Annotated in this window: 16 protein-coding genes, 4 pseudogenes and 1 CRISPR repeat array; of the genes and pseudogenes, 12 read left to right on the top strand and 8 right to left on the bottom strand. The window is 67.9% G+C overall.

Annotated elements, in window-relative coordinates:
• Position 1: 1 nt before the first annotated feature.
• From NI17_RS10495 to NI17_RS10485, 3 genes are all read right to left on the bottom strand, one after another.
• Entirely contained in the window at positions 2–682 is a 681-nt protein-coding gene (locus NI17_RS10495; RefSeq protein WP_084012814.1) for an SAF domain-containing protein, read from the bottom strand.
• A 42-nt stretch (positions 683–724) separates the two neighbouring features.
• Positions 725–1,240, bottom strand: coding sequence for a hypothetical protein (locus NI17_RS10490; protein ID WP_234402111.1), 516 nt, complete (start codon positions 1,238–1,240; stop codon positions 725–727).
• Positions 1,241–1,500: 260 nt separating this feature from the next.
• The gene (locus NI17_RS10485; RefSeq protein ID WP_068693513.1) at positions 1,501–2,022 is read right to left on the bottom strand and encodes a hypothetical protein; all 522 of its coding nucleotides are present in this window, start codon (positions 2,020–2,022) and stop codon (positions 1,501–1,503) included.
• A 519-nt stretch (positions 2,023–2,541) separates the two neighbouring features.
• Between NI17_RS10485 and NI17_RS10480 the strand changes: the two genes are divergently transcribed.
• From NI17_RS10480 to NI17_RS10460, 5 genes and pseudogenes are all read left to right on the top strand, one after another.
• On the top strand, positions 2,542–3,675 hold the full coding sequence (locus NI17_RS10480) for a helix-turn-helix domain-containing protein (RefSeq protein WP_119268152.1): 1,134 nt from the start codon (positions 2,542–2,544) through the stop codon (positions 3,673–3,675).
• Positions 3,676–3,987: 312 nt separating this feature from the next.
• Positions 3,988–4,236 (top strand): annotated as a pseudogene (locus NI17_RS10475) (ATP phosphoribosyltransferase regulatory subunit); the annotation flags it as partial.
• Positions 4,237–4,385: 149 nt separating this feature from the next.
• Positions 4,386–5,757: direct repeats of the CRISPR family, unit length 29 nt; unit sequence GGGACCATCCCCGCATGCGCGGGGAGCAC.
• Between the two features lie 455 nt (positions 5,758–6,212).
• Positions 6,213–7,254, top strand: a pseudogene (locus NI17_RS24700) (IS630 family transposase); the annotation flags it as partial.
• A gap of 120 nt (positions 7,255–7,374) precedes the next feature.
• Positions 7,375–8,190 carry a class I SAM-dependent methyltransferase gene (locus NI17_RS10465; protein ID WP_068693517.1) on the top strand — a complete coding sequence of 272 codons (816 nt, stop codon included), beginning with the start codon at positions 7,375–7,377 and terminating at the stop codon, positions 8,188–8,190.
• A 200-nt stretch (positions 8,191–8,390) separates the two neighbouring features.
• Positions 8,391–8,675, top strand: a complete 285-nt coding sequence (locus tag NI17_RS10460) for an NUDIX domain-containing protein (RefSeq protein WP_068693519.1) — start codon at positions 8,391–8,393, stop codon at positions 8,673–8,675.
• Positions 8,676–8,766: 91 nt separating this feature from the next.
• On the opposite strand, the gene NI17_RS10455 is transcribed toward NI17_RS10460, so the two are convergent.
• From NI17_RS10455 to NI17_RS10445, 3 genes are read right to left on the bottom strand one after another with little or no spacing between them, the layout of a single operon-like run.
• Entirely contained in the window at positions 8,767–9,615 is an 849-nt protein-coding gene (locus NI17_RS10455) for an NAD(P)-dependent oxidoreductase (RefSeq protein WP_243597708.1), read from the bottom strand.
• On the bottom strand, positions 9,593–10,237 hold the full coding sequence (locus tag NI17_RS10450; RefSeq protein WP_068693521.1) for a hypothetical protein: 645 nt from the start codon (positions 10,235–10,237) through the stop codon (positions 9,593–9,595). The genes NI17_RS10455 and NI17_RS10450 overlap by 23 nt, the downstream gene beginning before the upstream one ends.
• A gap of 6 nt (positions 10,238–10,243) precedes the next feature.
• Positions 10,244–10,420: a hypothetical protein gene (locus tag NI17_RS10445; protein WP_170163101.1), complete on the bottom strand. Its 177-nt coding sequence runs from the start codon at positions 10,418–10,420 to the stop codon at positions 10,244–10,246.
• 273 nt (positions 10,421–10,693) lie between these two features.
• Between NI17_RS10445 and NI17_RS10440 the strand changes: the two genes are divergently transcribed.
• Entirely contained in the window at positions 10,694–11,062 is a 369-nt protein-coding gene (locus tag NI17_RS10440; protein WP_068693523.1) for a hypothetical protein, read from the top strand.
• On the opposite strand, the pseudogene gltX reads toward NI17_RS10440, so the two are convergent.
• Positions 11,032–12,389: pseudogene (gene gltX, locus NI17_RS10435) on the bottom strand (glutamate--tRNA ligase). The gene NI17_RS10440 and the pseudogene gltX sit on opposite strands and share 31 nt — an antisense overlap.
• 295 nt (positions 12,390–12,684) lie before the next feature.
• Between gltX and NI17_RS10430 the strand changes: the two are divergent.
• The 6 genes and pseudogenes from NI17_RS10430 to NI17_RS10405 all read left to right on the top strand — a co-directional run bounded on the left by NI17_RS10430 (position 12,685) and on the right by NI17_RS10405 (position 19,007).
• Entirely contained in the window at positions 12,685–13,893 is a 1,209-nt protein-coding gene (locus NI17_RS10430) for a helix-turn-helix domain-containing protein (RefSeq protein WP_170163100.1), read from the top strand.
• A 44-nt stretch (positions 13,894–13,937) separates the two neighbouring features.
• Positions 13,938–14,474 (top strand): annotated as a pseudogene (locus NI17_RS10425) (NUDIX domain-containing protein).
• Positions 14,475–15,186: 712 nt separating this feature from the next.
• Positions 15,187–16,431 (top strand): methyltransferase, FxLD system, encoded by a 1,245-nt coding sequence (gene fxlM / locus NI17_RS10420; protein ID WP_199860168.1) that lies wholly within the window; start codon positions 15,187–15,189, stop codon positions 16,429–16,431.
• Positions 16,432–16,493: 62 nt separating this feature from the next.
• Positions 16,494–16,661, top strand: coding sequence for an FxLD family lanthipeptide (locus tag NI17_RS10415; RefSeq protein ID WP_084012818.1), 168 nt, complete (start codon positions 16,494–16,496; stop codon positions 16,659–16,661).
• A 90-nt stretch (positions 16,662–16,751) separates the two neighbouring features.
• Positions 16,752–18,248, top strand: coding sequence for a lantibiotic dehydratase (locus NI17_RS10410; RefSeq protein WP_199860169.1), 1,497 nt, complete (start codon positions 16,752–16,754; stop codon positions 18,246–18,248).
• Between the two features lie 165 nt (positions 18,249–18,413).
• Positions 18,414–19,007 (top strand): hypothetical protein, encoded by a 594-nt coding sequence (locus NI17_RS10405; protein WP_199860170.1) that lies wholly within the window; start codon positions 18,414–18,416, stop codon positions 19,005–19,007.
• Positions 19,008–19,010: 3 nt separating this feature from the next.
• Here the strand turns inward: NI17_RS10405 and NI17_RS10400 are convergent, their stop codons facing one another.
• Complete coding sequence (locus tag NI17_RS10400) at positions 19,011–21,167, bottom strand: B12-binding domain-containing radical SAM protein (protein WP_211329509.1); 2,157 nt, start codon at positions 21,165–21,167, stop codon at positions 19,011–19,013.
• Positions 21,168–21,195: the final 28 nt, after the last annotated feature.

Here is a 21,195-nt window from a genome sequence, read left to right as displayed (position 1 = left end):
CTCACCCCGCCTCGGCCGGGTTGACGACGACGGCGATGTTGCCGGTGGCCACACGGGCGGCCAGCGCGGCCCCGTCGGTGGCCGCGACCTCCACGTCCACCACCCGCGTCCCGTCCAGGTCGGCCTCACCCACCCGCACCACCCGCGCCGAGATGACCGGCGGCGGCGCGCTGGGTGCCTCACCCCCGGCCGCGGGCGTGGACACGATGTCGACCCGATCCCCCGAACGCAGGCCCCGCACCGGGAACTGGGCGGCGCGCAACGGCACGGCCACCAGTTGCCGACCGGTTGCCGGGTCGGCGTCGCCGTGCAGGCTGGCCGGGGGCAGCAGTTGCCCCTGGTGCAGTTCGGCGGCGACCGGGGTGCCGATCACGTCGGTGAGGGAGTCCGCGGGCACCGCCTCCACGGCCGGGTCCAGGGCGACACGCACCGCCACCAGGTCCTGGCCGGTCAACCGCTGCCCGTAGGGCACGTCGCGGGCCAGCGCGAGGACTTCTTCGCGGTCGTCCACGCCCAGGTAGAGCAGGGCGCTGAGCAGACCGCACCCGGCGATGAGAGCGACCCCGCCCAACATGAGGCCGGTGCGCCGTCGAGAGCGCAGCGGCTGGACCGCGGGCACCGCGTCGATATCGTCGTCGAACACCCGGGAATCGGGGGCGTCGGTGTCTAAGTCGACTGACATGAGCTTTCTTTCTCGTGTGGTGAGGGAATCGGCTGTGCGCGCCTACTGGGTGAGGGCCTGGGCCTCACCCACGGCCAGCGAGGCCGTGGAGGTGCGCGCCATGGCGTCGGAGCCTGAGGCGCTGCCGCTCCACCGGATCGACCAGTGCGTCGTCGCGGTGATCCGGTAGCGGCCCTGGGGGTGGGAAGTGCTGGGAGCGGTGTAGTTGTGACCGCAGTCAGGGGAAGGCTTCGCGCCCTGGTCGGGGGTGTAGGGGGTGCCGGGGCCGTGGCAGGTCACGGTCGTTCCGTCGCCCATGTCCCACACGACTCTGGAGGCCTGAGCGGTGGCGGTCACCGACACGCCGCGCACCGACGCGGTCCGTGAGATCGGTCCCCACGTCTCCTCGCTGGTGTGCACCCACATCCACACCGGCACCCCGACCAGGCCCGAGGACGGGGGCGCGAGCCGGATGTCCGGGGCACCCAGCGGCAGCAGTTCCACGGCTTGTTGGGCGACCTCGGCCGGCGACGGCGGCGCGGGTGCTCCCCCGCCGATCGACGGCGCGGCCAGACACATCTGCCCCCGAGCACCGTCACTGCGCGCCTCACAGCCCACCGTCCCCGACAACGAACCACTCGCCTGACCACCGTTGCTGCGGCTTCCGCGTCCACCGTTCGGACTGCTCGTGCCGCCAGAAGACCCAGGAGCCTCGGCAGCCACGAAGCAGTTTCCTGCGGAGGAGTCGCAGGTAACACCGTTGTCAGCAGAGACCAAGGGAACGTTGACCAGAGAGGCAACCGCAGCGAGGGGAACAGCCCAGGCAAGCCTTTTAAGTTTCAGCATGACCGGTCGAAGTCTGTGGTCACCTCTGAAATGGCCCAACGTCCATCAGAGGTCTTCTCAGCTTGTGCGGTTACTACGACCCGCTCGCTCTGGACTTCAGAGGAGACCTTGCGGGATTCACCCGTCTCCGCGTCGACGATGTCTGTGTTCGACGTGTCCAGGCAGTCAGTCAGGATCGCTGTGGGCGGGACACCGTCGAGGTTCATCGCGGTGACCTCAGGGGAGATGCTGCTTCTGCCCTGCACGACAACGCCGTGTTGTGTGTAAAGGTCCATGCTCTCTTGAAGATCGTCCACGGCTTGACCTGTGACCACGGCGTCCAACTCGGTTTGGACATCCTCGATGTCCCGTTGACCAGTAAGTACTTCGTCTTGGATCCTGCGCCAGGTCCGGTAGGCGTCGATGACGGCTTCGGCCTCCACCGGGTCAATGGCCGGACTGGAGTCTGCTGTAGCGCCCTCGGACGGGGACTGCGAGGACTCCTCTGCACACCCGCCGGCAAGCAGTACAAGCACGACCGCAGCAACCAGCGCACTGCTTCGCAGTCTGACACACCGACGTTTACGTAAAAATGCCCAAAATCGCACTGATGGGCCTCCAGGTCTTGGATCTGACGCTGCGCACCCAGGAGATTAACGGTGAGTCACCATTTTGGGGAGTGGTTCTCCGAATCAACTTAGATCACTTTTTGGAAACACCACAGAATGGGCTAAACATGAATCAAGAGGAAAACCCAAGCTCCCTCGATTGCATGAGTTTTCCCTCAAATCTGCCAATCCTGCCTTGCTTGAAGCAAGTAGGCCAACCCTCTCAAATCGGCCATGTTGTCCCATATGAGTGCATGGCCCACACGCCGCCCCCTCCACCACATGCAGCCACTGACTCTCTTCATGGAAGGCTCCGGAGAGTTTCTTCCAGTTCCCCCTAGGCGAAACAGCCGTAGAATGGATTTTCGGGTCAAACCGGTGAGGACTCTGCTCTTCAGACTCCGCCCACCGCGATGAGTACTCCCGTACGACAAGGCAAGCATCTTCATGATCTGTGGGAACTGTGGACACGACCGCACAAGGAGGGCATGTCGTTGCATTCCCTCTGGTTTCTGGCAGCGTACGGAAGTTCGCGAGGCGGTGGCGCGCTCCGATGTGACGCGGATCGTGCGACTGCTGCGCGTGCACACCGGCCTCACCCAAGAGGCGATCGCGAACATGGCCGGCCTGTCCCAGGGCATGGTCTCGCAAATGGAGTCCGGCAAACGCTCCCTGCGCAATCAAACGAAGAAACGCCACGCCCTCGAAGGACTCGGCGCGCCCAAAGCCACCGAACCGCTCTCCATAGAACCGCTCCTTGACGAAGCCGGGATGAACACGGACGACCGGAACCGTCTCGGTTACGCGCTCAAACACCCTTCACGAGTCGACAGGGCTTCTGTCACGGCATTCACCCAGGTACTGGCAGCCCAGCGGCACTTGGAGGACGTGGTGGGACCGAGCACGGTACTGCCCGGCCTGGCGTCCCAGACCGACACGGTGATCCGTTTACTCCGTGAAGCGCGGGGGCCGCACCGAAACGCATTCGCCGCGGTCGCGGCCGAGTGGGTGCAGTTCACCGGCTGGCTGCACGCCGCCCTGCGCCGCGACCGCACCGCTGTGGCCCTGTTCTGCCAAGCCGAGGAGATGGCCGACGACGCGGGAGAGCCGACCCTGGCCGCCAACGCGGTGAGCTTCCGCGGATATGTAGCTCGCCAGCAGGGCCGCCACCACGCGGTCATCCGCGCCGCCCAAGCCGCCCTGCACACCCCTGGCATCCACCCGGCCCAGCGCACCTTTGACACCCTGCAGGCTGCCCAGGGGCATGCGGCCCTCGGCGATGCCGACACCGCCCGCCGCCTCCTCGACAAGGCCGTCGGCCTTGTCGGAACCGCCGCCGCAGCCGGAGATCCGCCCCCGTTCACCTACTGGTACCGGCCCGCGTTCTTCCAGATGAACATCGGCTTCGTCCACCTCGAACTCGGCGACCACGCCACCGCCGCCGACCTGCTCGCCACCGGGCTGGACGGACTGCCCGCCGACCAGCGGCACGCCGACTGGACCACCGAGTACCGCGACGCACTACGCGCCGCACGCGCCGGTATCCCTGCAACCGAGGCGCGAGGAAAAGACAAAGGGTAATCTGCGCCGACTGCGGGCACAGCCGTAATGTCATGGGAGCTTCGCCGTGGCCCGAGTGGAACCCCAAGGGGGTGTTCGAGTTGGAGGCCTCCGACTACGGCAACGGGCACTCCACGACCTACCGGACCACACCGGCGGTGCTGATCCCGGAGGGAACGGTTTCGGTGGCACGTTGGCTGGCTTCGGTGCTGCCTTTCCAGGTGTTGCCGTTGAAGGTGTTCTACGACCTGCTGTGTTGGCGCAACGAGGCCGTGGAGACCTTGGGTCCGGGCAAGGAACGGGAGTTCCGCCAGTTCGGGGGTCCTCGGGGTCGCCTCGGTGGCTGCGGATGCCGAGGTCATCACCTTCGTCTCCGGTGCTCTGCGGGCTCTGGGGGTTCCGGCGGAAGCGGTACGTGTACGGCTCAGCGACGTGCGGATCTTCCGTGCCTTGGCAAAGCGGAGCGGGTTCGATGAGGAGAGCACGGTTGCTGTCAAGGAATGCCTGGACGCCCTGGCCGAGTGCCGTGCGGGCAAGTTGCCGGAGCGGGTCGAAGCACTCACCGAACGGTTGGGGAATTGAGGATATTGAATCCCAAAACCCCGACATTGGGACTTTTCACCAGCGGTGAAGTCCAGAAAACCCTGCGGCCTTCTGGCTCCCCTGGTTGTTCGCCTGGGCGGGGAAGGCAGGGTCTGGCATCGAGAAAAGATCTGCAGGGTCGGCCCCTACGGACCATCCCCGCATGCGCGGGGAGCACCGGGTGGCCCCGAGGCGGGCGGCCTGCTCCCGGGGACCATCCCCGCATGCGCGGGGAGCACGATGCGCGGGACACGGGCGAGAACTGCGAGACGGGACCATCCCCGCATGCGCGGGGAGCACTTGACGAGTGCGTACAGCAGGTAGGCGTAATCGGGACCATCCCCGCATGCGCGGGGAGCACGATGCGCGGGACACGGGCGAGAACTGCGAGACGGGACCATCCCCGCATGCGCGGGGAGCACTTGACGAGTGCGTACAGCAGGTAGGCGTAATCGGGACCATCCCCGCATGCGCGGGGAGCACATCGAGCGCAAGACCCGGGAGTGGACGAAGAAGGGACCATCCCCGCATGCGCGGGGAGCACGTCGGCGCGGGTACGGCGTTGAGGAACTCGACGGGACCATCCCCGCATGCGCGGGGAGCACCACCGGGTCCTGGAGGCCGTTGAAGCGGGAGGGGGACCATCCCCGCATGCGCGGGGAGCACGTTCACCAGCGGGTCACGGGTGGTGGCTACCAGGGACCATCCCCGCATGCGCGGGGAGCACACCACAGCCGCATAAGGGCCAAGACGAGGAGCGGGACCATCCCCGCATGCGCGGGGAGCACGCGTGGCTCGCCCCCCCTCGTCACGTTCCTGGCGGGACCATCCCCGCATGCGCGGGGAGCACAAGAAGCAGTTGGCCGACCCCGATGTGGAGCGGGGACCATCCCCGCATGCGCGGGGAGCACGCTCCGTCGTCGACCTGAGTCACGACCGCGTCGGGACCATCCCCGCATGCGCGGGGAGCACCGCCCCCCGGGGGAAGCGGGTCAGGATTCGAGGGGACCATCCCCGCATGCGCGGGGAGCACTGGTTCGTGCTGCCGGTCGCCCCCACCGAGGCGGGACCATCCCCGCATGCGCGGGGAGCACTGGTTCGTGCTGCCGGTCGCCCCCACCGAGGCGGGACCATCCCCGCATGCGCGGGGAGCACTCCTCGATGCTTCGCTGACCGGTGACGACCTCGGGACCATCCCCGCATGCGCGGGGAGCACCCCCCAGGTCGGCGCGGTCAGGTGTGCGACCGGGGACCATCCCCGCATGCGCGGGGAGCACGGCCGTCTGGGGCGTGCTGGCCGGGGTTGCCGGGGACCATCCCCGCATGCGCGGGGAGCACCCCCCAGGTCGGCGCGGTCAGGTGTGCGACCGGGGACCATCCCCGCATGCGCGGGGAGCACGGCCGTCTGGGGCGTGCTGGCCGGGGTTGCCGGGGACCATCCCCGCATGCGCGGGGAGCACTCATATCCCAGGTAGACGCACAACTGGCTGTGGGGACCATCCCCGCATGCGCGGGGAGCACTCTGAATGACCTGCGAATATACTAGCCACTGACGCTCTTTTCATTCACTTCTAAAGAATCAGACAAAACAGTCAAACTTCAAGAACACGCAAAGCTCTTTGTGGAACCGTCTCAACGTGTCACTGTCCCGGGAACAACCCCTGAGATGTGTGCCGAACAGAGCACCGCAGCCCGGACCCGGCCGATTCGTGCTGGACCGCGGACACTTCCACCTGATCGTCTCCTGGCAAGAGCAACGGAGGACCTCACAAACCACGCTCCCGACCTGGCGAGGTGGCCCGCGTCATGGTCACAGGAGTCGCGTACCACTACGGCGGTGTGGCCTCGGCTTTCACTCGCGTCTTCCGTCCGTGGTGTCACTACTCCCTCACCATGGCAGGGCTGGCCGTCGTGTGGACTCCGGTCTGGGATGTGCCGGGAAGGTTCGCTGGGTCCGTGTCCCCTGGCAGGGTGGGCGGGACAGCACGGACACCGTGCGCCACCGGCGGGCGATGATCATCCTGGCCTCCTCCAAGGGCAACACCGCCCCGCGATCGCGCGCCTGGTCCAAACCGACGAGGACACCACCCGCGAGGTCATCCACCGCTTCAACGACATCGGCCTGGACTGCCCGGACCCTAAGCAGGCGGGAGGCCGTCCCCGCCTGCTCGCCACCGACGACCAGACCCACGTCATGTCAACGGCCACCCCCCACCCCACGGGGCAAGCCCTTCACCCGCTGGTCGATCCGCACACTCGCCCACCACCTGACCCCCGATCCCGACCGCCCCATCAGAATCGGCCACGAGACCCTGCGGTACCTGCTGCACCGCCACCGCATCACCTTCCAGCGCACCCGCACCTGGAGACTCCCCCGACCCCGACGCCAAGCTGAACCGGATCGAGCACGTCACCACCCACCTCACCGACCGGGTCCTCGCCTTCGACGCGTTCGGCCCCCTTGGGTCTTCGCCCCACCGCAGGGACGGACTGGGCCCAGCAGGGGCCACCCCGAACCGCATCGCGGCCACCTCCAGGCGCACCCACGCCACCACCTACTCCCGGATGCCACCCAGTCGGCTCCCACACCCTGTGGGGCATCAACCACCGCCGCAACGGCGAGACCAGCACGTTGACCGCGCTCAGGTCGATCCGCGCCACCCGCCCCGACAGCGCACCTGTCCACGCCATCGTGGACAACCTGTCCCCCACAAGACACCCCAAGATCCGCGCCTGGACCCGGCGCAACAAGGTCGAACTGTGCTTCACCCCGACCCACGCTTCCTGGGCCAAGGTGGTCAAGGCGCATTTCGGGGCGCTGCGCCAGTTCACCGTCGCCAACTCCTACTACCCCAACCACACGGTGCAGACCCGGCGCTGCACGCCTGCCTGCGGTGGCGCAACACCAACAACGCCCACGCCCTGGACGTGCTCGCAGCCCAGCACCGCGAACGCGCCCGGAGAAGCAGCCAGAAAGGCGTCCGGTGGGGAGGGCGACCGGTCGATCCCGCGGCCTGACACCCAGCCCGGTAAACATTCCCGGTCAACCCACTAGAGCGAGTACGACAACCTCGACCAGCCTCCCGGTCCGGCTCCCCCCGGCCACGTCCTGGTTGCGGACCGATAAGGATGGAGCCCATGGACCACCGCCCCCGCGCCTCCACCGACCCCACCCTGCTGACCGGCCACGCCTACCGCGACGACCGCCCGCTTGCCGCCCGCCAGAACCTCTACGCCTACCAGCGCCCCCGCTTCGACCTGCCCGGACTGGTCCTGGAACACGTCGGCGACCGAGACGGAGTGTGGGTGGACGTGGGGTGCGGCAACGGCCGCTACCTTGACAGAATCCGAGCCGGCCGCCCCCGCTCGCACGTGGTGGGGGTGGACCTGTCCGCGTCACTCCTGCGCGGAGTACCCGGGCCGGTGGTGTGCGCTGATGCCGTCCACCTGCCGGTACGCACCGGCACCGCCGACGTGGTGCTGACCATGCACATGCTCTACCACGTACCCGACCCCGCACAGGCCGCCGCGGAAGCCGCCCGCGTTCTCAAATCGAACGGTGTCCTGGTGGCCTCCACCAACGCCCGTGACGACAAAGCCGAATTGGATCAGTGGTGGTCCCAGGCAGCCGGGACCGTCCTGGGCACCGGCCGCGGTCCGCGCCGGGTGAAGCTCTCCGACCACTTCCCCCTCGATGAGGCTCCACAGGTGCTGGGGCGATACTTCAACGACGTCACCGTGACCGACCTGCACGGTCGGATCGAAGTGGACAGCCCCGGACCGCTCCTGGCCCACTACGCGTCCTACCAGGCATGGGCGGACCAGGCCGGCGTGCCGTTCGATCAGACCCTGGCACAGCTGGAGAAAGACCTGCGGGTCCGCGCGGAACAGGGGCCGTTGACGGTCACCACCCACCAGGGGCTCGTCGTCGCTCGCGGCCCGCGCACGCCATAACCGCAACCCGGCCGAGGCAGGTGCGGCAGCACCCCTACCACGCGGCGCCCTGATCCCGGTTGAGGAACACGGGCACGGTAGCGGCCTCTCCCGGCACAGGGCCCTCCCGCCGGGCCTCGCCGAACAGGGGGGCCGCAGCGGCCTTGTCGGATGTCGGTGAAAAGCCGCCGTCGGACGGGCATACGCGACAGGACGAGCCCATGGGCGAACGTATGTTCGCCAAGTCGCCGGTTTCGGGGCACCCGTTCGTGAACGCGCACGCCTTCCTCCTGGACGGTGGGCGCGTCCTGCTGGTCCGACGCTCATCCGAGGCCGCCTACGCCCCGAACACGCGGCACGCGAGCGTGGCCGGGAAGGTCGAGCCAGGAGAAGATGAGGGGTCGTTGGGCTCGGCGGTCCGACCGGGTCTGCGTCGACTGCGGTACCGCCCCGATCTGGTGGACGGTTTCCTCGCCCACACCGGATTTCAACTCGGAACCAAATAATCAAGTCTCAGTGAGTGAGACCGTGCTCCTACTCCGCTCCCGAGGGCAACGCGCAGCTACTTCCGCTACTTCATCTGCTTCTGTTGACAGCCTAGTCAGAGGCGGAGGTCCCGTTCTCGTCTACTGCCGTGATCGGTTGTCGTGTGAACAGGTGATCTAGTACATCAGCCAGGGGAAGATCAGAGTGGTCCTTGTCCTGCTCCCACAGGGCAAGGACGGACGCTGCGGCCTCGGCTAGTGCGGAAGGAAGGCTTGCATCGCGGAGGGTGGCTGCGGCTTCAAGCATTTCTGGTGCCCAACGCCACGCTTTGGCAGCCACGTCGGGAAGGCGCTCCGGCATGGCCAGGGGTGACTTGGCGAGTCGGCGTGCTTCGGAAGTCAGGTATGTGTCCACACCGTGTGCGCGTCCCAGCGCCTGGGCCACGCTTGCCAGGGCGCACGTGGCTTTCTGGTAGGAGCCGTAGGCCATCTTCAAGGCGGAAGCTTTGCCCACCGAACCTTCGATGGTGATCACCGTAACAGCCGTACCTGTGAACAGACGGGCCACGGCAGCGGCCTTCTCTTCGGGACCGGACAGGTAGAGATGGGTGGCGACAGAACCGCCTGGTGGTGGGCCGATAACACATCCGTCGACGATCTGCACACCTTGGGCGGTCATGGTCGCACCAATCCGCGCTGCACGCTCCGGGCTGATTGCGTTGGCCTCAACGAAAACTCCGGAGAAGCCCGCTTCCCGTACTGTGTCGGCTGTCGCCTCAGCAGCGGCAGGAGGGCATAAAGAGATCACCATGGATGACTGCTCCAGCAGTGACCGCAGATCAGCCACCGCCTCAAGCCCTGCCTGGTCCGCGCGCTGAGCGCTGGCGTCGCTGCGACCTGTGGGGCACCAGAGGACCCGGGTCCCAGCTGCAACCAGTTCACGGCCGACGGAGGCACCCATCTGTCCGGGATGCAACAGAGCGACAGTGGGTGAGGCGGTCATGGTGCGGTTCCTCCGGGAAGGGCCAGCGGTGACGGAGTGCAGAAGTCGATGATCTCATCACGTACGGAACCAGCCAGTGGAGAGGTGCGCATGTCGGTGTTCTCCAGCAGTTCTCGCACCTGATGGAGTCGCCGCCGCACACTGTCGGTACGCCGATGTTCCGCATCCGTGAACACGGCACGTATCTGTTCCACCGCACCGTCCAGTTCTCCCAACCCCAGGTATCCGGAGGCGAGGTCGAGGCGTGCCAGGCACATCTGAACGCTGCGATGTCGAGCATCGGATACACGTCGAACCACGGGGGCATGGTGTGGTGCTGCCAGTCGATCACCCCATCGGCGAAGACGTTGGGCAGGCCGTAGTCGAGGTGTCCGAACGACACCGGAATCCCGCCCAGTCGCGCGAGGACCGTGTCCAGGGCCGTGCGCACCTGGTGGGTGTCGAGGTCGGGGTTCTCGGCGAGCACGGTGTCGACGAATCCGGCTCGCCTCACCCAGTCCGCCGCCTGTCCGGGGTGCTGCTCGGCGGCGCGGATCTGGGCGGTCAGCAGTCGGACGGAGACCTCCGCGGCCGTGTCCACGGTCGTCTAGTGCACGGTCCCGGTCTCCTCGGTGTCGCGTATCGCGACGTCGTGCAGCGATTCCGTGCCCACGCTCCGCTCGACGAAGAAGAACCCTTCCCGCTCCCGGCCCGTCTCCACGATTCGGGGCACCGGGAATCCCTGGTGCGTCAGCATGCGCTGGAAGTCTGCTTCGGTGCGCACTTCAGCGCCCACCGGTCCGTTTGAACAGGGGTGCGTCCCCGGAACGCCACACCGCCCCCTCCGCCGCGGTCCGGGTCTTGGCCCAGTTCCAGGCATCCAACCGCCTCCTCGCGTCAGTGCTGTCACGGACAGCAAACCGGACTGAGGGCAGGCCAGAAAGACACGCCTTGTCTGGACACCTCGGGGCACCTCCGTCCGGTCCTGCCGTCCAATGCTGACAGCAGCTTCGACCGGCAATGCCTGAGGGTACTGGACCGGAAGGCCTCCACCGCGGTGAGCCCGCAGGTCTCGGCGCGGGAGTTGCGTGACAGGGGAGCGCCGGGCCCGCCGCAGGTCGTGTCCTGGGTCGCGTCCCACTACCGAAGACCGCTCCACCAGCGGCTCAGCCTCTGTGAGAGGCTTTCCCGTGCCGAGGTCGAGTACGAGGCTCCGCCAGAGCAGGCGGAATGGGCACTGCGGTGGCTCGACTCCTGGAGCGCGGGAACAGCGGTCGGCAAGCCACCACGGGAGGTGCGCTGGGTCCTCACCGGGCGTGTCCACGGCCCCGAGCCGACCGGACTGGTAACGGTTCTGCCCCGGGCCCTGGTCCTGGCCAGGACCAGGGCGGCGCGTCAGGTGTTCAGCCGGTCCAGGGCGGCCTGAATCCGGCGCAGGGTGCGGTCGCGGCCGAGCAGTTCCAGTGACTCGAACAGCGGCAGTCCGACGGTGCGGCCGGTCACGGCGACCCGCACCGGGGCCTGGGCCTTACCGGGTTTGAGGCCGTGGGCGGCCCCGACCTCCTCCACCGCGGTCTTCAGCGCGGCGGCCTCCCAGACCAGCGCCGCCTCGCTGAAGCGGTCGAGCGTATCGGCGAGCACCGGTCGGGCGGTGTCGGGTTTCATCGCCTTGGCCCAGCTCTTCTCGTCCCGCACCGGTTGCTCCAGGAACAGGAAGTCGGCGTAGGCGACGATCTCACCGAGCACGGAGACGCGGCTTTGGGCCAGCGGCGCGATCTGGGCGAAGACGGCCGCGTCGTAGGCGTCCGTCGGCCAGGGCACGTTCTCGGCGCGCAGATAGGGGGTGCAGCGCTTCACGAACTCGGCCGTGTCTAGGGCGCGGATGTACTCGCCGTTGAACGCGCGCTGCTTCTTCTCGTCGAAGAACGCCGGAGAGGAGTTGACGTCGGCCAGGTCGAACAGCGGCACCATCTGGTCGAACGGCATGATCTCGTGGTCGGCACCCGGTAGCAGCATCGGGTAGTTGACCATCGCCTCGGGCAGAAAGCCCTCGTCCCGGTAGGACTCTATGGCGACCTTGTCGCGGCGCTTGGATAGCTTCTGCCGCCTGTCGTTGACCAGCACGGGCGCGTGCGCCCACACCGGCGGGGTGTGTCCCAGTGCCTGCCACAGCAGTTGCTGCTTGGGGGTGTTGGGCAGGTGCTCCTTGCCGCGGATGACGTGGGTGATGCCCATCTCGGCGTCGTCGACCACGTTGGCCAGCACGAACACGCCGAGCCGTCGCCGCGGGCGATGACGAAGTCCTCCAGCGCGGCGTGCGGGAACTCCACCCGGCCCCGGATCTGGTCGTCGACCACCGTGGTGCCGCCCTCGGGGATGCGGAAGCGCAGCGCCCGGCCCGCAGCGGCCTCCAGGCCCCGATTCCGGCAGAACCCGTCGTAGCCGAGGTTGGGGTTGTCGCGGCGCTGCTGCACCTGCTCGCGGGTGCAGTCGCAGTAGTAGGCCAGGCCTTCTTTGAACAGGCGCTGGGCGGCCTCGGTGTGCTTGGCGGCGTCGTCGGTCTGGAAGTAGGGGCCCTCGTACTGGATGTCGTCCACGCCCAGCCAGGCCATGGCAGCCAGAATGCCCTCGGTCCACTCTGGGCGGGAGCGGGCGGCGTCGGTGTCCTCGATCCGCAGCACCATGGTCCCGCCGGATTGTCGCGCGACCACCCAGTTCAGCAGCAGTGACCGGGCGTTGCCCACGTGGAACATGCCGGTAGGGGAGGGAGCGAACCTGGTGCGAATCGGAGAGTCAGCCACAAGGAAACCCTAGCGCCACCGAAAAGGAGCAGACTGCGAAAATCCATGCCATGACGGTCATCGACCCGTCATGAACTCCTCCGGCTGTTCTGGAAACACTCGTAAGCTATCCGCCAGGAGGATGAAGTGAATAATATGCCCCAATTGTGGACATAATCGCCAGAAGAATGAATGCGCGTGTGTTCCATGTAGTTTCTGGGAGTATGCGGAAGTTCGTGAAGCAGTGGCTGCCGGGGATGTCGTGCGGGTGGTGCGGCTGCTGCGGCGCCACACCGACCTGACCCAGGAGGCCATCGCTCACCTGGTCGGCCTGTCGCAGGGCATGGTCTCGCGTCTGGAGTCCGGCAAACGCACCCTGCGCGACCCTGACCGCAGACGTCGAGCCTGGGAAGGCCTTGAAGCGCCGCAACCTGTCCTGTCGGCGGCTCCGCTGCTGTATGGCGCGGAGGGATTGGCAGAAGCCCTGGTACCGTCCTTCCGCACTGTCCTGGATGGCGAAGCGGCGGAGAAGGTTCGGGGAACCGGCCTCGGTAGCGCCGGGCTGGGCGGCCGGTTCGGAGAAGGAGACCTGGCCAGGCTGCGCAGTGCTCGGTCGCACTACGAGGAGATGTACCGGCGTGTGGGCGGCATACCGGTACGGCCCCGTCTGGCCCGGTTCCTCGCCACCCGTGTCATGCCGGTGCTCAGCGCCTCCTGCACCGACGAAGTGGGCAGGCGTCTGTTCCGGACGGCGGGGAGCCTCACCGCACTGGCCGGGATCTGCGCCTACGACGCGCGAGATCAGGTTCTGGCCCGAAAGTACTTTCGCGCTGCGCTTCACATGGCCAAGGCATCAGGAGACCGTGGATTCGGCGGCTATGTAGTGGCTCTGCTGGCCAACCAGGCGATGAGTATGAGCAGGTACCCGCTGGTTGTCCAGTACACGGAAACCGCGCTCGGAGCGGGCCGCGGACGCCTCAGTCCCGCCCTTGTCTCCGATCTGCGGTCCATGCAGGCACGGGCCTACGCGCGTCTGGGGGATCGCGCTGCCTGCCACGAGCAGATGGGCCTTTCCGAAGCGGCGGCCAACCGAATCCGCTACGGCGAGGAGCCGTCCGAAACCAGCTACGTGCAGCCAGGGCTCATGGAGACCCAGTTCTCCGAAGCTCTGCGCCGACTCGGTGACCTGAAGGCGGCCGAAGAGTACGCTCTGGAGAGCCTTGAGACTGCTGATGCTGCTCATCTGCGGGGCCAGGTCCACCGCTACGCGGGTCTGGCTGTTATCCGCGCGCAGTCGGGAAGCGCCGACGAAGCCCTGGAGCCGGCGCGGGAGGCGCTGCTCCGGATCCGCGGTGTGGAGTCCGGTCGTCTGCACGATCGGATCCGCTCCGTCCAATCGGCACTGGGGCGCAGCAGCACCCCGGAGGTTCGGGAATTCCGCGAGCAGGTTGATGCGGAGCTGGCCCTTGTCCTGTGATTGTCTGGACGCGGTAGAGGGCCGTCGGGATCGGGGGTTGCGGCATGCGTTGGATCGTCCACTCGGAGAAACCGCTGTACCAGGACCGGTGGCTGGACATCCGGCTCGCCGACGTGGAGATCACCGGCGGACGCCACCTGTCCCACCGCCTGATCCGCTCCGCCCCCGGAGCCGGGGCGGTGGTGCTCAACGGCCGCGGCGAGGTGCTGCTGCTGTGGCGGCACCGGTTCATCACCGACACCTAGGGCTATGAGATCCCCATCGGCGGCATCAAGGACGGGGAGAGCCCCCAGGCCGCGGCGGCCCGCGAGGTGGAGGAGGAGACCGGATGGCGGGTCGGCCCGCTGCGGCCCCTGGTCTACGTCCAGCCCTCCAGCGGCATCTCCGACTCCGAACACCACATCTTCCTCGCCGAGAGCGCCGAGCACATCGGAGATCCCGCGGAGGACTGGGAAGCCGAACGCGTCGACTGGGTACCGCTGGCCCGCGTGCCCGACCTGGTCGCCCGACGCGAACTCGTCTCCGGCACCACCATGAACGCGCTGCTCTACCTCCCCGCCACCCGAACCGGCCAGAACTGAACCACGGTGGGAAGACCGGGAAGCCCTTCAAGGAGACTCTGCCGCCCAGCCGTGGTGACGGCGACCAGCGGAGTCGTCCACCCGAAGGCGGCCCCAAGAGCCGTATCGGGCGACCACAATGCGCGGCCTTGCTGCGCGAGCGGGGGCGATGCCGTTGCCGCAGCGGTCGCCCGTCTGCTTTCCGGTCCTGCCCCGGATCTTCACCGCGCAGTGCCCTGAATGCCGGACACACGTCCTGGCAGAGCCTTTCACACCGATCTCCTCACCGGTACGGGCCTTTCTGCTGCGCCGGTGCTCGGCAGCCAGCTCGCTATCGAGGCGGAAGCACGGGAGGACCCCGGTGCTGTCGCGGCCTTCCACGGTGACTGAGGATCCTTCCGGCGTCTCTCATTTCTGCTGAGGACGTGCCTCCACAGGCTCTGCCGCCTCCACCGGGAATTCTTCGAGGGCCGGAAAGCGGCAAATCGGTCAAGTGGTGTGGAATGGTGATTCTTCTTTGGCTCCGTGGGGAGTATGCCGAACTTTATGACAGCTCGGCATAGATCTCCGTGGCCCGTGCATCGAGACTTGTTTCCACGTCGCCTCCCCGCGTACCACTTCGGTGGAAGCGCAGGCGAGGAGAGAGAATCCGATTCCACGAAGACCAGATTCCTCGTGCATTCCCAGTCGGTGGGCTTCTCCCATCGGCCCCAGAACGTGGAAGAACCACCAAGTGAGCGAACGTCAAGACACGAACACCAGGACTACCGGCGAGACCGATCGCGCTGAGGAGTTGCGCGAGAAGATGGTGGGTGAGCTGCGCGATCTGGGAGCGGTCCGCAGCGGTTCGGTGGCCGCTGCTTTCAGCACGGTGCCGCGGCACCTGTTCGCCCCGGGCGAGCCGCTGGAGCGGGCCTATGCCACCATGACCACCCTGCACCGGAAGCAGAACGGGTCCGGTGCGGCCACCAGCGTGGTGTCCGCGTCGGAGATCCAGGCCGCGATGCTGGAACAGGCCCGGATCGAACCGGGCATGCGGGTACTGGAGATCGGCTCCGGCGGCTACAATGCGGCACTGATCGCCGAACTGGTCGGCCGGACCGGGAAAGTGGTCTCTGCCGACATCGATCCGGAGATCGCCGACCGCGCCCGACGCTATCTCGACGCCGCCGGATACGGGCGGGTCGACGTGGTGCTGGGCGACGCCGCCTACGGCGTGCCAGAGCACGCCCCGTTCGACCGGATCATTGTCACTGCGGGCGCGTGGGACATCCCGCCCGCCTGGACCGGGCAGCTCGCCGAGGCCGGGAGGATCGTTGTTCCGCTGCGGATGCGCGGGCTGACGCGCTCGGTGGCCTTCGAGCGCGAAGGCGACCGCCTGGTGAGCCGGGACTACCGGCTCTGCGCCTTCGTGCCGATGCAGGGAGCCGGCGCCCACAGCGAGCAGGTGGTCGCGCTGGATGAGGGCAGGGTCAGCCTGCTGATCGACACCGGCCAGCCCGTTGACGCCGCCGGTCTGCGCAAGGCCCTGCTCGGACCGCGAACCGAGCGCTGGGGAGGCATGGAGTTCGGTGACGGCGAGCCGCTGCACGGCCTGGACCTGTGGATCGCCACCGCAGTCGACGGCTTCGGCCTGGTCAAAGCCACGAAAGAAGCGGTCGACAGCGGACTGGCCAGCAGGTCCGCGCTGTACGGAGGCAAAGCGATCGTGGCGGGGAACAGTTTCGCCTACCGGGCCTCGGCGCGCCCGGTCAACGAGAGCCGCACCAGGTTCGAGTTCGGCGCGTACGCGCACGGCCCCGAAGCCGAACGCCTCGCCGAGGAGTACATCGACCACATCCGGACCTGGGACCGCGACCACCGCGGGGGGTCGGGGGCGCGCATCGAGGTGTTTCCCGCAGCCACCCCCGACGCCGAACTCCCCGCCGGAAGGATCATCGACAAAAACCACACCCGCATCGTCATCTCCTGGCCCTGAAGCAGGGCAGCCGGGCCGGAAACCCCTGAATATTCGGACAACGCCACTACGAGGAGGAGTACGTGACTATCCAGACGCCTCAGACCGTGATCGGTGTGGAAGACCCCCAGTTCGACCTCGACATCAGCATCGTCGAGTCCGGCCCCGTCATCAGCGACCTGATGCGGCTCACCGACGACGGATGCGGAACCACCTGCGAAAGCGCCTGCCCGGCCCAGAGCGGCTGCTGACCGCTCTGGCCCCGACACGCATCCGATCCCCGTGGTGGTGGAGGCATGCCTCCACCACCACGCGAGTACCCAACCCTTGAGGAGCCGGAGTTGTACAGGTTCGTGGACGCGGCCGTGGTACGGGCAGCAGCCTGCCGCCCTGGAAGCGTGCCACTGTGGCCGGACCTGACCGACGACACGGAGGAGCACCTGGCGTCCTGGGTGGACTGGCTGCGGCAGGTGTGGGCGTCCGACAGATTCGCGGCGGGCGTCGAAGTCGCCAGCCCGGACCTGGCTCGTCGAGTCCACGAGGTGTGCGAGGGCCGCCGGGTGCGTAGGCGCGAGGTCCGCCGCGCGGTGCTGTCGCTGGCCCGGTACCTGCTGCGGACGGAGAGTCGGGCGACGCCGTTCGGCTTGTTCTCCGGTGTGGCGCCGGCCCGGTTCGGCTCTGCGCCTGCGGTGCGCTTCGGTGAAGAGCATCGCGCTGTCGCACGGGTCGACTCCGCATGGCTCGACGGAGTGGTCACACGTCTGGAGGCCATCCCCGAATTGAGCCGCCGACTGCTGGTAGTGCGCAACAACCTCGCGTTCGTCCGGGACGGGCGGCTGGTCGTGGGCTGCCATCAGCAGAGCGGTGCGGTACGCGGGGCTGAGCCGGTGGAGGTGTCGGTCCGCTATACCGAAGCGGTCCACACGGTCTTCCAAGCCGTTCAGACCCCGGTCCGCCTGGGCGATCTGGCCGACAAACTGGCATCCGACTTCCCAGAGAGGCCGGACTCCGTGATCAACGGAATGCTGGCCGGACTGGTGGCGCAGCGTCTGCTGGTCACCAGTGTGCGCCCGCCCATGATCGGCCCCCGACTGGACGGCTCCGGCGCAGGCGGCAACCTCACCCCCCACTACGACACCGACAACGGCAGGTGGGACGGCGACACCGAGTACGACCGCGCCGTGGGACCCAACCAGCACCTGCCCTCGGGCTGGCCCGCCTACGGCGCCGACGGCAACGGCGACGGTAGTGCGGACCCGCACAACGTCTACGACTCCGCGCTCGCCAGCGCCCGCGAGCTCTGCCTCAGCGCGGGCGGCGCCGGTGTCGACTTCACCGACCGCGGCCAGCTCGCCGACGCCCTGTTCCGCTACAACCGCAGCCACGCCTACGTCGCCGACGTGCTCGCCGCCGTCGACCGCTTCGACACCCGCACCCCCCTCAACCCGGGGGCAGGAGGGGGAAGCGAAGCCGGGCAGGCCGCCGCGGCGTGGGCGCTGCGGCAGGTCGGCAAGCCCTACGTCTGGGGCGGCACCGGCCCGCACGGCTTCGACTGCTCGGGACTCACCCAGGCCGCATGGGCCGCTGCCGGCGTCAGCATCCCCCGCGTCACCACCGACCAGGTCAGAATCGGCATCCCGGTCGGGTTGGACGAACTGCAGCCCGGTGACCTGCTGTTCTACGACACCGGGTCGGGCCCCTCACCCAGCCACGTCACCATGTACGTCGGCGACGGCCAGATGGTCAACGCCCCCTCCACCGGACAGACCATCCGCGTCGAACCCGTGCAGAGCGACTACTACTCGCCGCGGTTCACAGCGGCCCGGCGGCCGGCATGAACCGGGAAAGGGAAAGCGCTGGCACTCAACTGGGCGTAGAGCGAATCCGACAGGTACTCCCTGTCGTTTTCACGGGTGCTCCCCCCTTCCGCTTCTTCCGTTCTCCTCCGCAGGCATGCGCGGGCGGCTACGGTGGTCGCGTTGTCTGATCGGGGAGTGTGCACGGTGGCCAGTGATCTGGATGTCGAAGCAGTCATCTCGACCGGGTGGGCCGACCCGGAGGTGTTCTCACCGCAGGAGTGGGCGCGGGCAGAGGAGTTCTGGCTGGAGCGCCGCAAGGACGACGCGCGGCTACTGGAGGTGCGGGAGCGTGCTTCGGCGCTGATCACCGAGTGGACAGGGCGCACTCCGCGCGATGTGGGGTCGTTCGGAACCCGGGTGAATCTGGAGTCCAGTGATCTGGATCTGGGTATCGGCTACCCGGTAGCGGAACGAGAAGCGCTTGTGGCGGCCCTTGAGGGGCGTGCGGCATTCAAGGGCGAGCGCAAAACCAGCTTCTCGACGACGCGGCTGGTCTTCTTCTTCGAGCTCGACGGCGTGGAGATCGACGTGAGCGCGTTGACCGAGGACGACTTCGCGGTGGCCTGCCGGATGCTGGACCAGATCGAGGCGGGAATGGACCGGGACGAGCGCATCGCCCACACCTGGGTCAAGCATCTGCTGCGCTCGTCGGGCCGCCTTGAGGACTACGCCCGGTGGAAGCTGGTGGTCTACGCCCGCTACTGCCCCGAGTTCAACTGGGTTCCGATCCCCGAATAAGGGTCAGGTTCCGCAGGGGTCAGCGGCGTTGATCAGCCGCCACTCCTGGGTGGCGGTCCATCTTTGGTACTCCCGGTGCAGCAGGTCGGCGTGCTTGGCGGGAAGCGCTCGGGCGAGTCCGGGGAGAGCGCGGTCGAGCCGCGTGCGCAGGCGCTGGACCTCGTCGTCCATGAAGGAGAAGAGCGCCTCGGCGAGTGCTGTGCTCTCCTTGTGGTGCACCTGGTGGGCACCGACTTGGCGGACCATTGTGGTGAGCAGGTCGAACGCCGAGCGCTTGAGGACCTCCCGGGTCTGGCGCACCCGGTGGCGCTCCGGGCCGCCGAGGACCTTCTCCACGCTTTTGAGCGTGTAGTCCAAGGCGAAGTTGCGGTCCACCCACAACTGGGCGGCCTGGGAGCAGGCACCGATGCGCCAGTCGGCGAACTCCGCGTCCACACGCCCCATCGACGGGCGGGGAGGCCCGGCCAGCCCGGCGGCTTGGACCTGCTTGGTGTAGGCTGCGCCGATCAGGCACTCCATGGACACCAGCATGTAGGAGATAGAGGTGTAGAAAGGCTGGCCGGTCGAGTGCTCGGCGACGAACGCCTCGTCGCGCACGCCGTCCGCGATCTCCTCGGCGCTCAGGTGGGGGAGGGGCCGCAGCAGGAGGTCGCGTCTTCCCTGGAAGGCATGGGTGGCGCGGAGTTCGGCCTCGTCCATCAGGTGGTCGAAGGTGATGTATGTGAAGCGGGTGGGCACGCCCAGAGCCGACAGGGTGCGGATACCCAGCGTGTTCTGCTCAGCGGTGGTCTCCTTGTTGAAGCGCTCCAGGACCGAGGTCACCCCCGATTCGATGCCGAACAGGCAGCGCCGCAGGCCATGGGAGAGCAGTGCCCGCCACAGGCGGACACGGTCGGCGTGCCAGCCGCGGTCGCGGTCGAGGCGCGCCACCTGGTCGATTCTGCAGGAGGTCTCCCACTGGAATCCTCGTTCGTGCAGGGCGGCGGAGACAGCCAGGGCACGGGGAACGGCGTCCGGGCCGCGGCCGATGAACTCCTCGTCCACCAGGTAGAGCACCCGCGCCACTTCCGGATGCTGGTCGAAGACCTCGCTGATGGCGTCCAGGATGGGCGGGAGCTCGGTCGGTGCGGTGCCGGACCAGGCTCCCTTGTGGCCGCGGGGGCAGAACGAGCAGTAGTTGGTGCAGCCCCGGCTGGTCTCCAGTTGGGCCACTCCGTGGTGGGCGAAGGTGGTCGGCAGCAGGTCGAGTTCCGGCATGGTGTCGGCTTGGACGCGGTTGGCGACGGTGGGGGTGCGCCGTACCCGGAAGCGGCTGACGGCCATTCCTCCGCCGCGCGGTGCCCCCGCGTATCCGATGCCGCGTACCTGGTCCAAGTCGATGTCGCCGTGGTGCAGGGCGACCAGGTCGGCGATCGTGGGCTCTCCTGCGCCGCGGGCGATCAGCAGTGAGGGGTAGCGCTCGAGCAGGAGGCGTTCGTTGCGGGCGGTCAGGCTGCCTCCCGCGACAAGCCGGGGCGGGGAGGGCAGAGCGGAGGCGTGGTCGAGGACGCGGGTGAGGAGGTCGTGCTGGCCGAAGGTCGCTGACAGGCCGACGATGTCGTACCCGCCGCTGCTGGCGTCGGCGGTGATGGTGTCGAGGGTGGCGCCCAGTTGCATGTCCAGCAGGTCCACTTGGCCGGAGAGGGTCGAGCGGACCGCGCGGGCGAGGTCGGAGATTCCCAGCGGGAAGCGCGGCAGGGGGAAGTGCTCGGGGTGGTACAGCGCTGCCAGCAGGATTTTCGGGCGGATGAGGCGTCGGCGGGCGTCTGCGGACAGCGACGCAGTGGACAGCCAGTCGCCGGGGGAGTGCAGGTCGATGCCCTGGCGCGCCCATTGGGGCCACGGGCGGTCGCGGTGGGGGCGTCCGGAGAGGTCCGCCAGCAGCCACGTCTGGCTGCCTGCGGGCAGCAGTGCCAGCAGTCGGCGTTCCACGGTGCCGGTCACCACGACCTGCTCCGCGGTGCCGACGAGCAGCCTGGTGAGGAGTTCCCGCATCCGATTGGGATCGGTCAGCGGCAGCGAGCGCACCGCGTCCCGGAGGTCATGAGAGGGCGGTACCACGTGGGCGAGGGCGGTGAGGAGGCGGTTGTGGCTGGTCGCAGCGGTGGAAAGAGAAGGCATGGTCAACCCTTTCGAGGACAGGGGGTGC

Source organism: Thermobifida halotolerans (assembly GCF_003574835.2).
Lineage (GTDB): Bacteria > Actinomycetota > Actinomycetes > Streptosporangiales > Streptosporangiaceae > Thermobifida > Thermobifida halotolerans.
Note: the sequence above shows the minus strand (reverse complement) of the source record. Positions and strands in the feature narration are given on the sequence as shown.

What these genes read in the sequence shown, in the direction of transcription:
- NI17_RS10495 (WP_084012814.1), bottom strand. Translation starts at nt 682, where the DNA reads ATGTCAGTCGACTTAGACACCGACGCCCCCGATTCCCGGGTGTTCGAC.
- NI17_RS10490 (WP_234402111.1), bottom strand. Translation starts at nt 1,240, where the DNA reads ATGTGTCTGGCCGCGCCGTCGATCGGCGGGGGAGCACCCGCGCCGCCG.
- NI17_RS10480 (WP_119268152.1), top strand. Translation starts at nt 2,542, where the DNA reads ATGATCTGTGGGAACTGTGGACACGACCGCACAAGGAGGGCATGTCGT.
- NI17_RS10465 (WP_068693517.1), top strand. Translation starts at nt 7,375, where the DNA reads ATGGACCACCGCCCCCGCGCCTCCACCGACCCCACCCTGCTGACCGGC.
- NI17_RS10460 (WP_068693519.1), top strand. Translation starts at nt 8,391, where the DNA reads ATGGGCGAACGTATGTTCGCCAAGTCGCCGGTTTCGGGGCACCCGTTC.
- NI17_RS10455 (WP_243597708.1), bottom strand. Translation starts at nt 9,615, where the DNA reads ATGGGTGCCTCCGTCGGCCGTGAACTGGTTGCAGCTGGGACCCGGGTC.
- NI17_RS10400 (WP_211329509.1), bottom strand. Translation starts at nt 21,167, where the DNA reads ATGCCTTCTCTTTCCACCGCTGCGACCAGCCACAACCGCCTCCTCACC.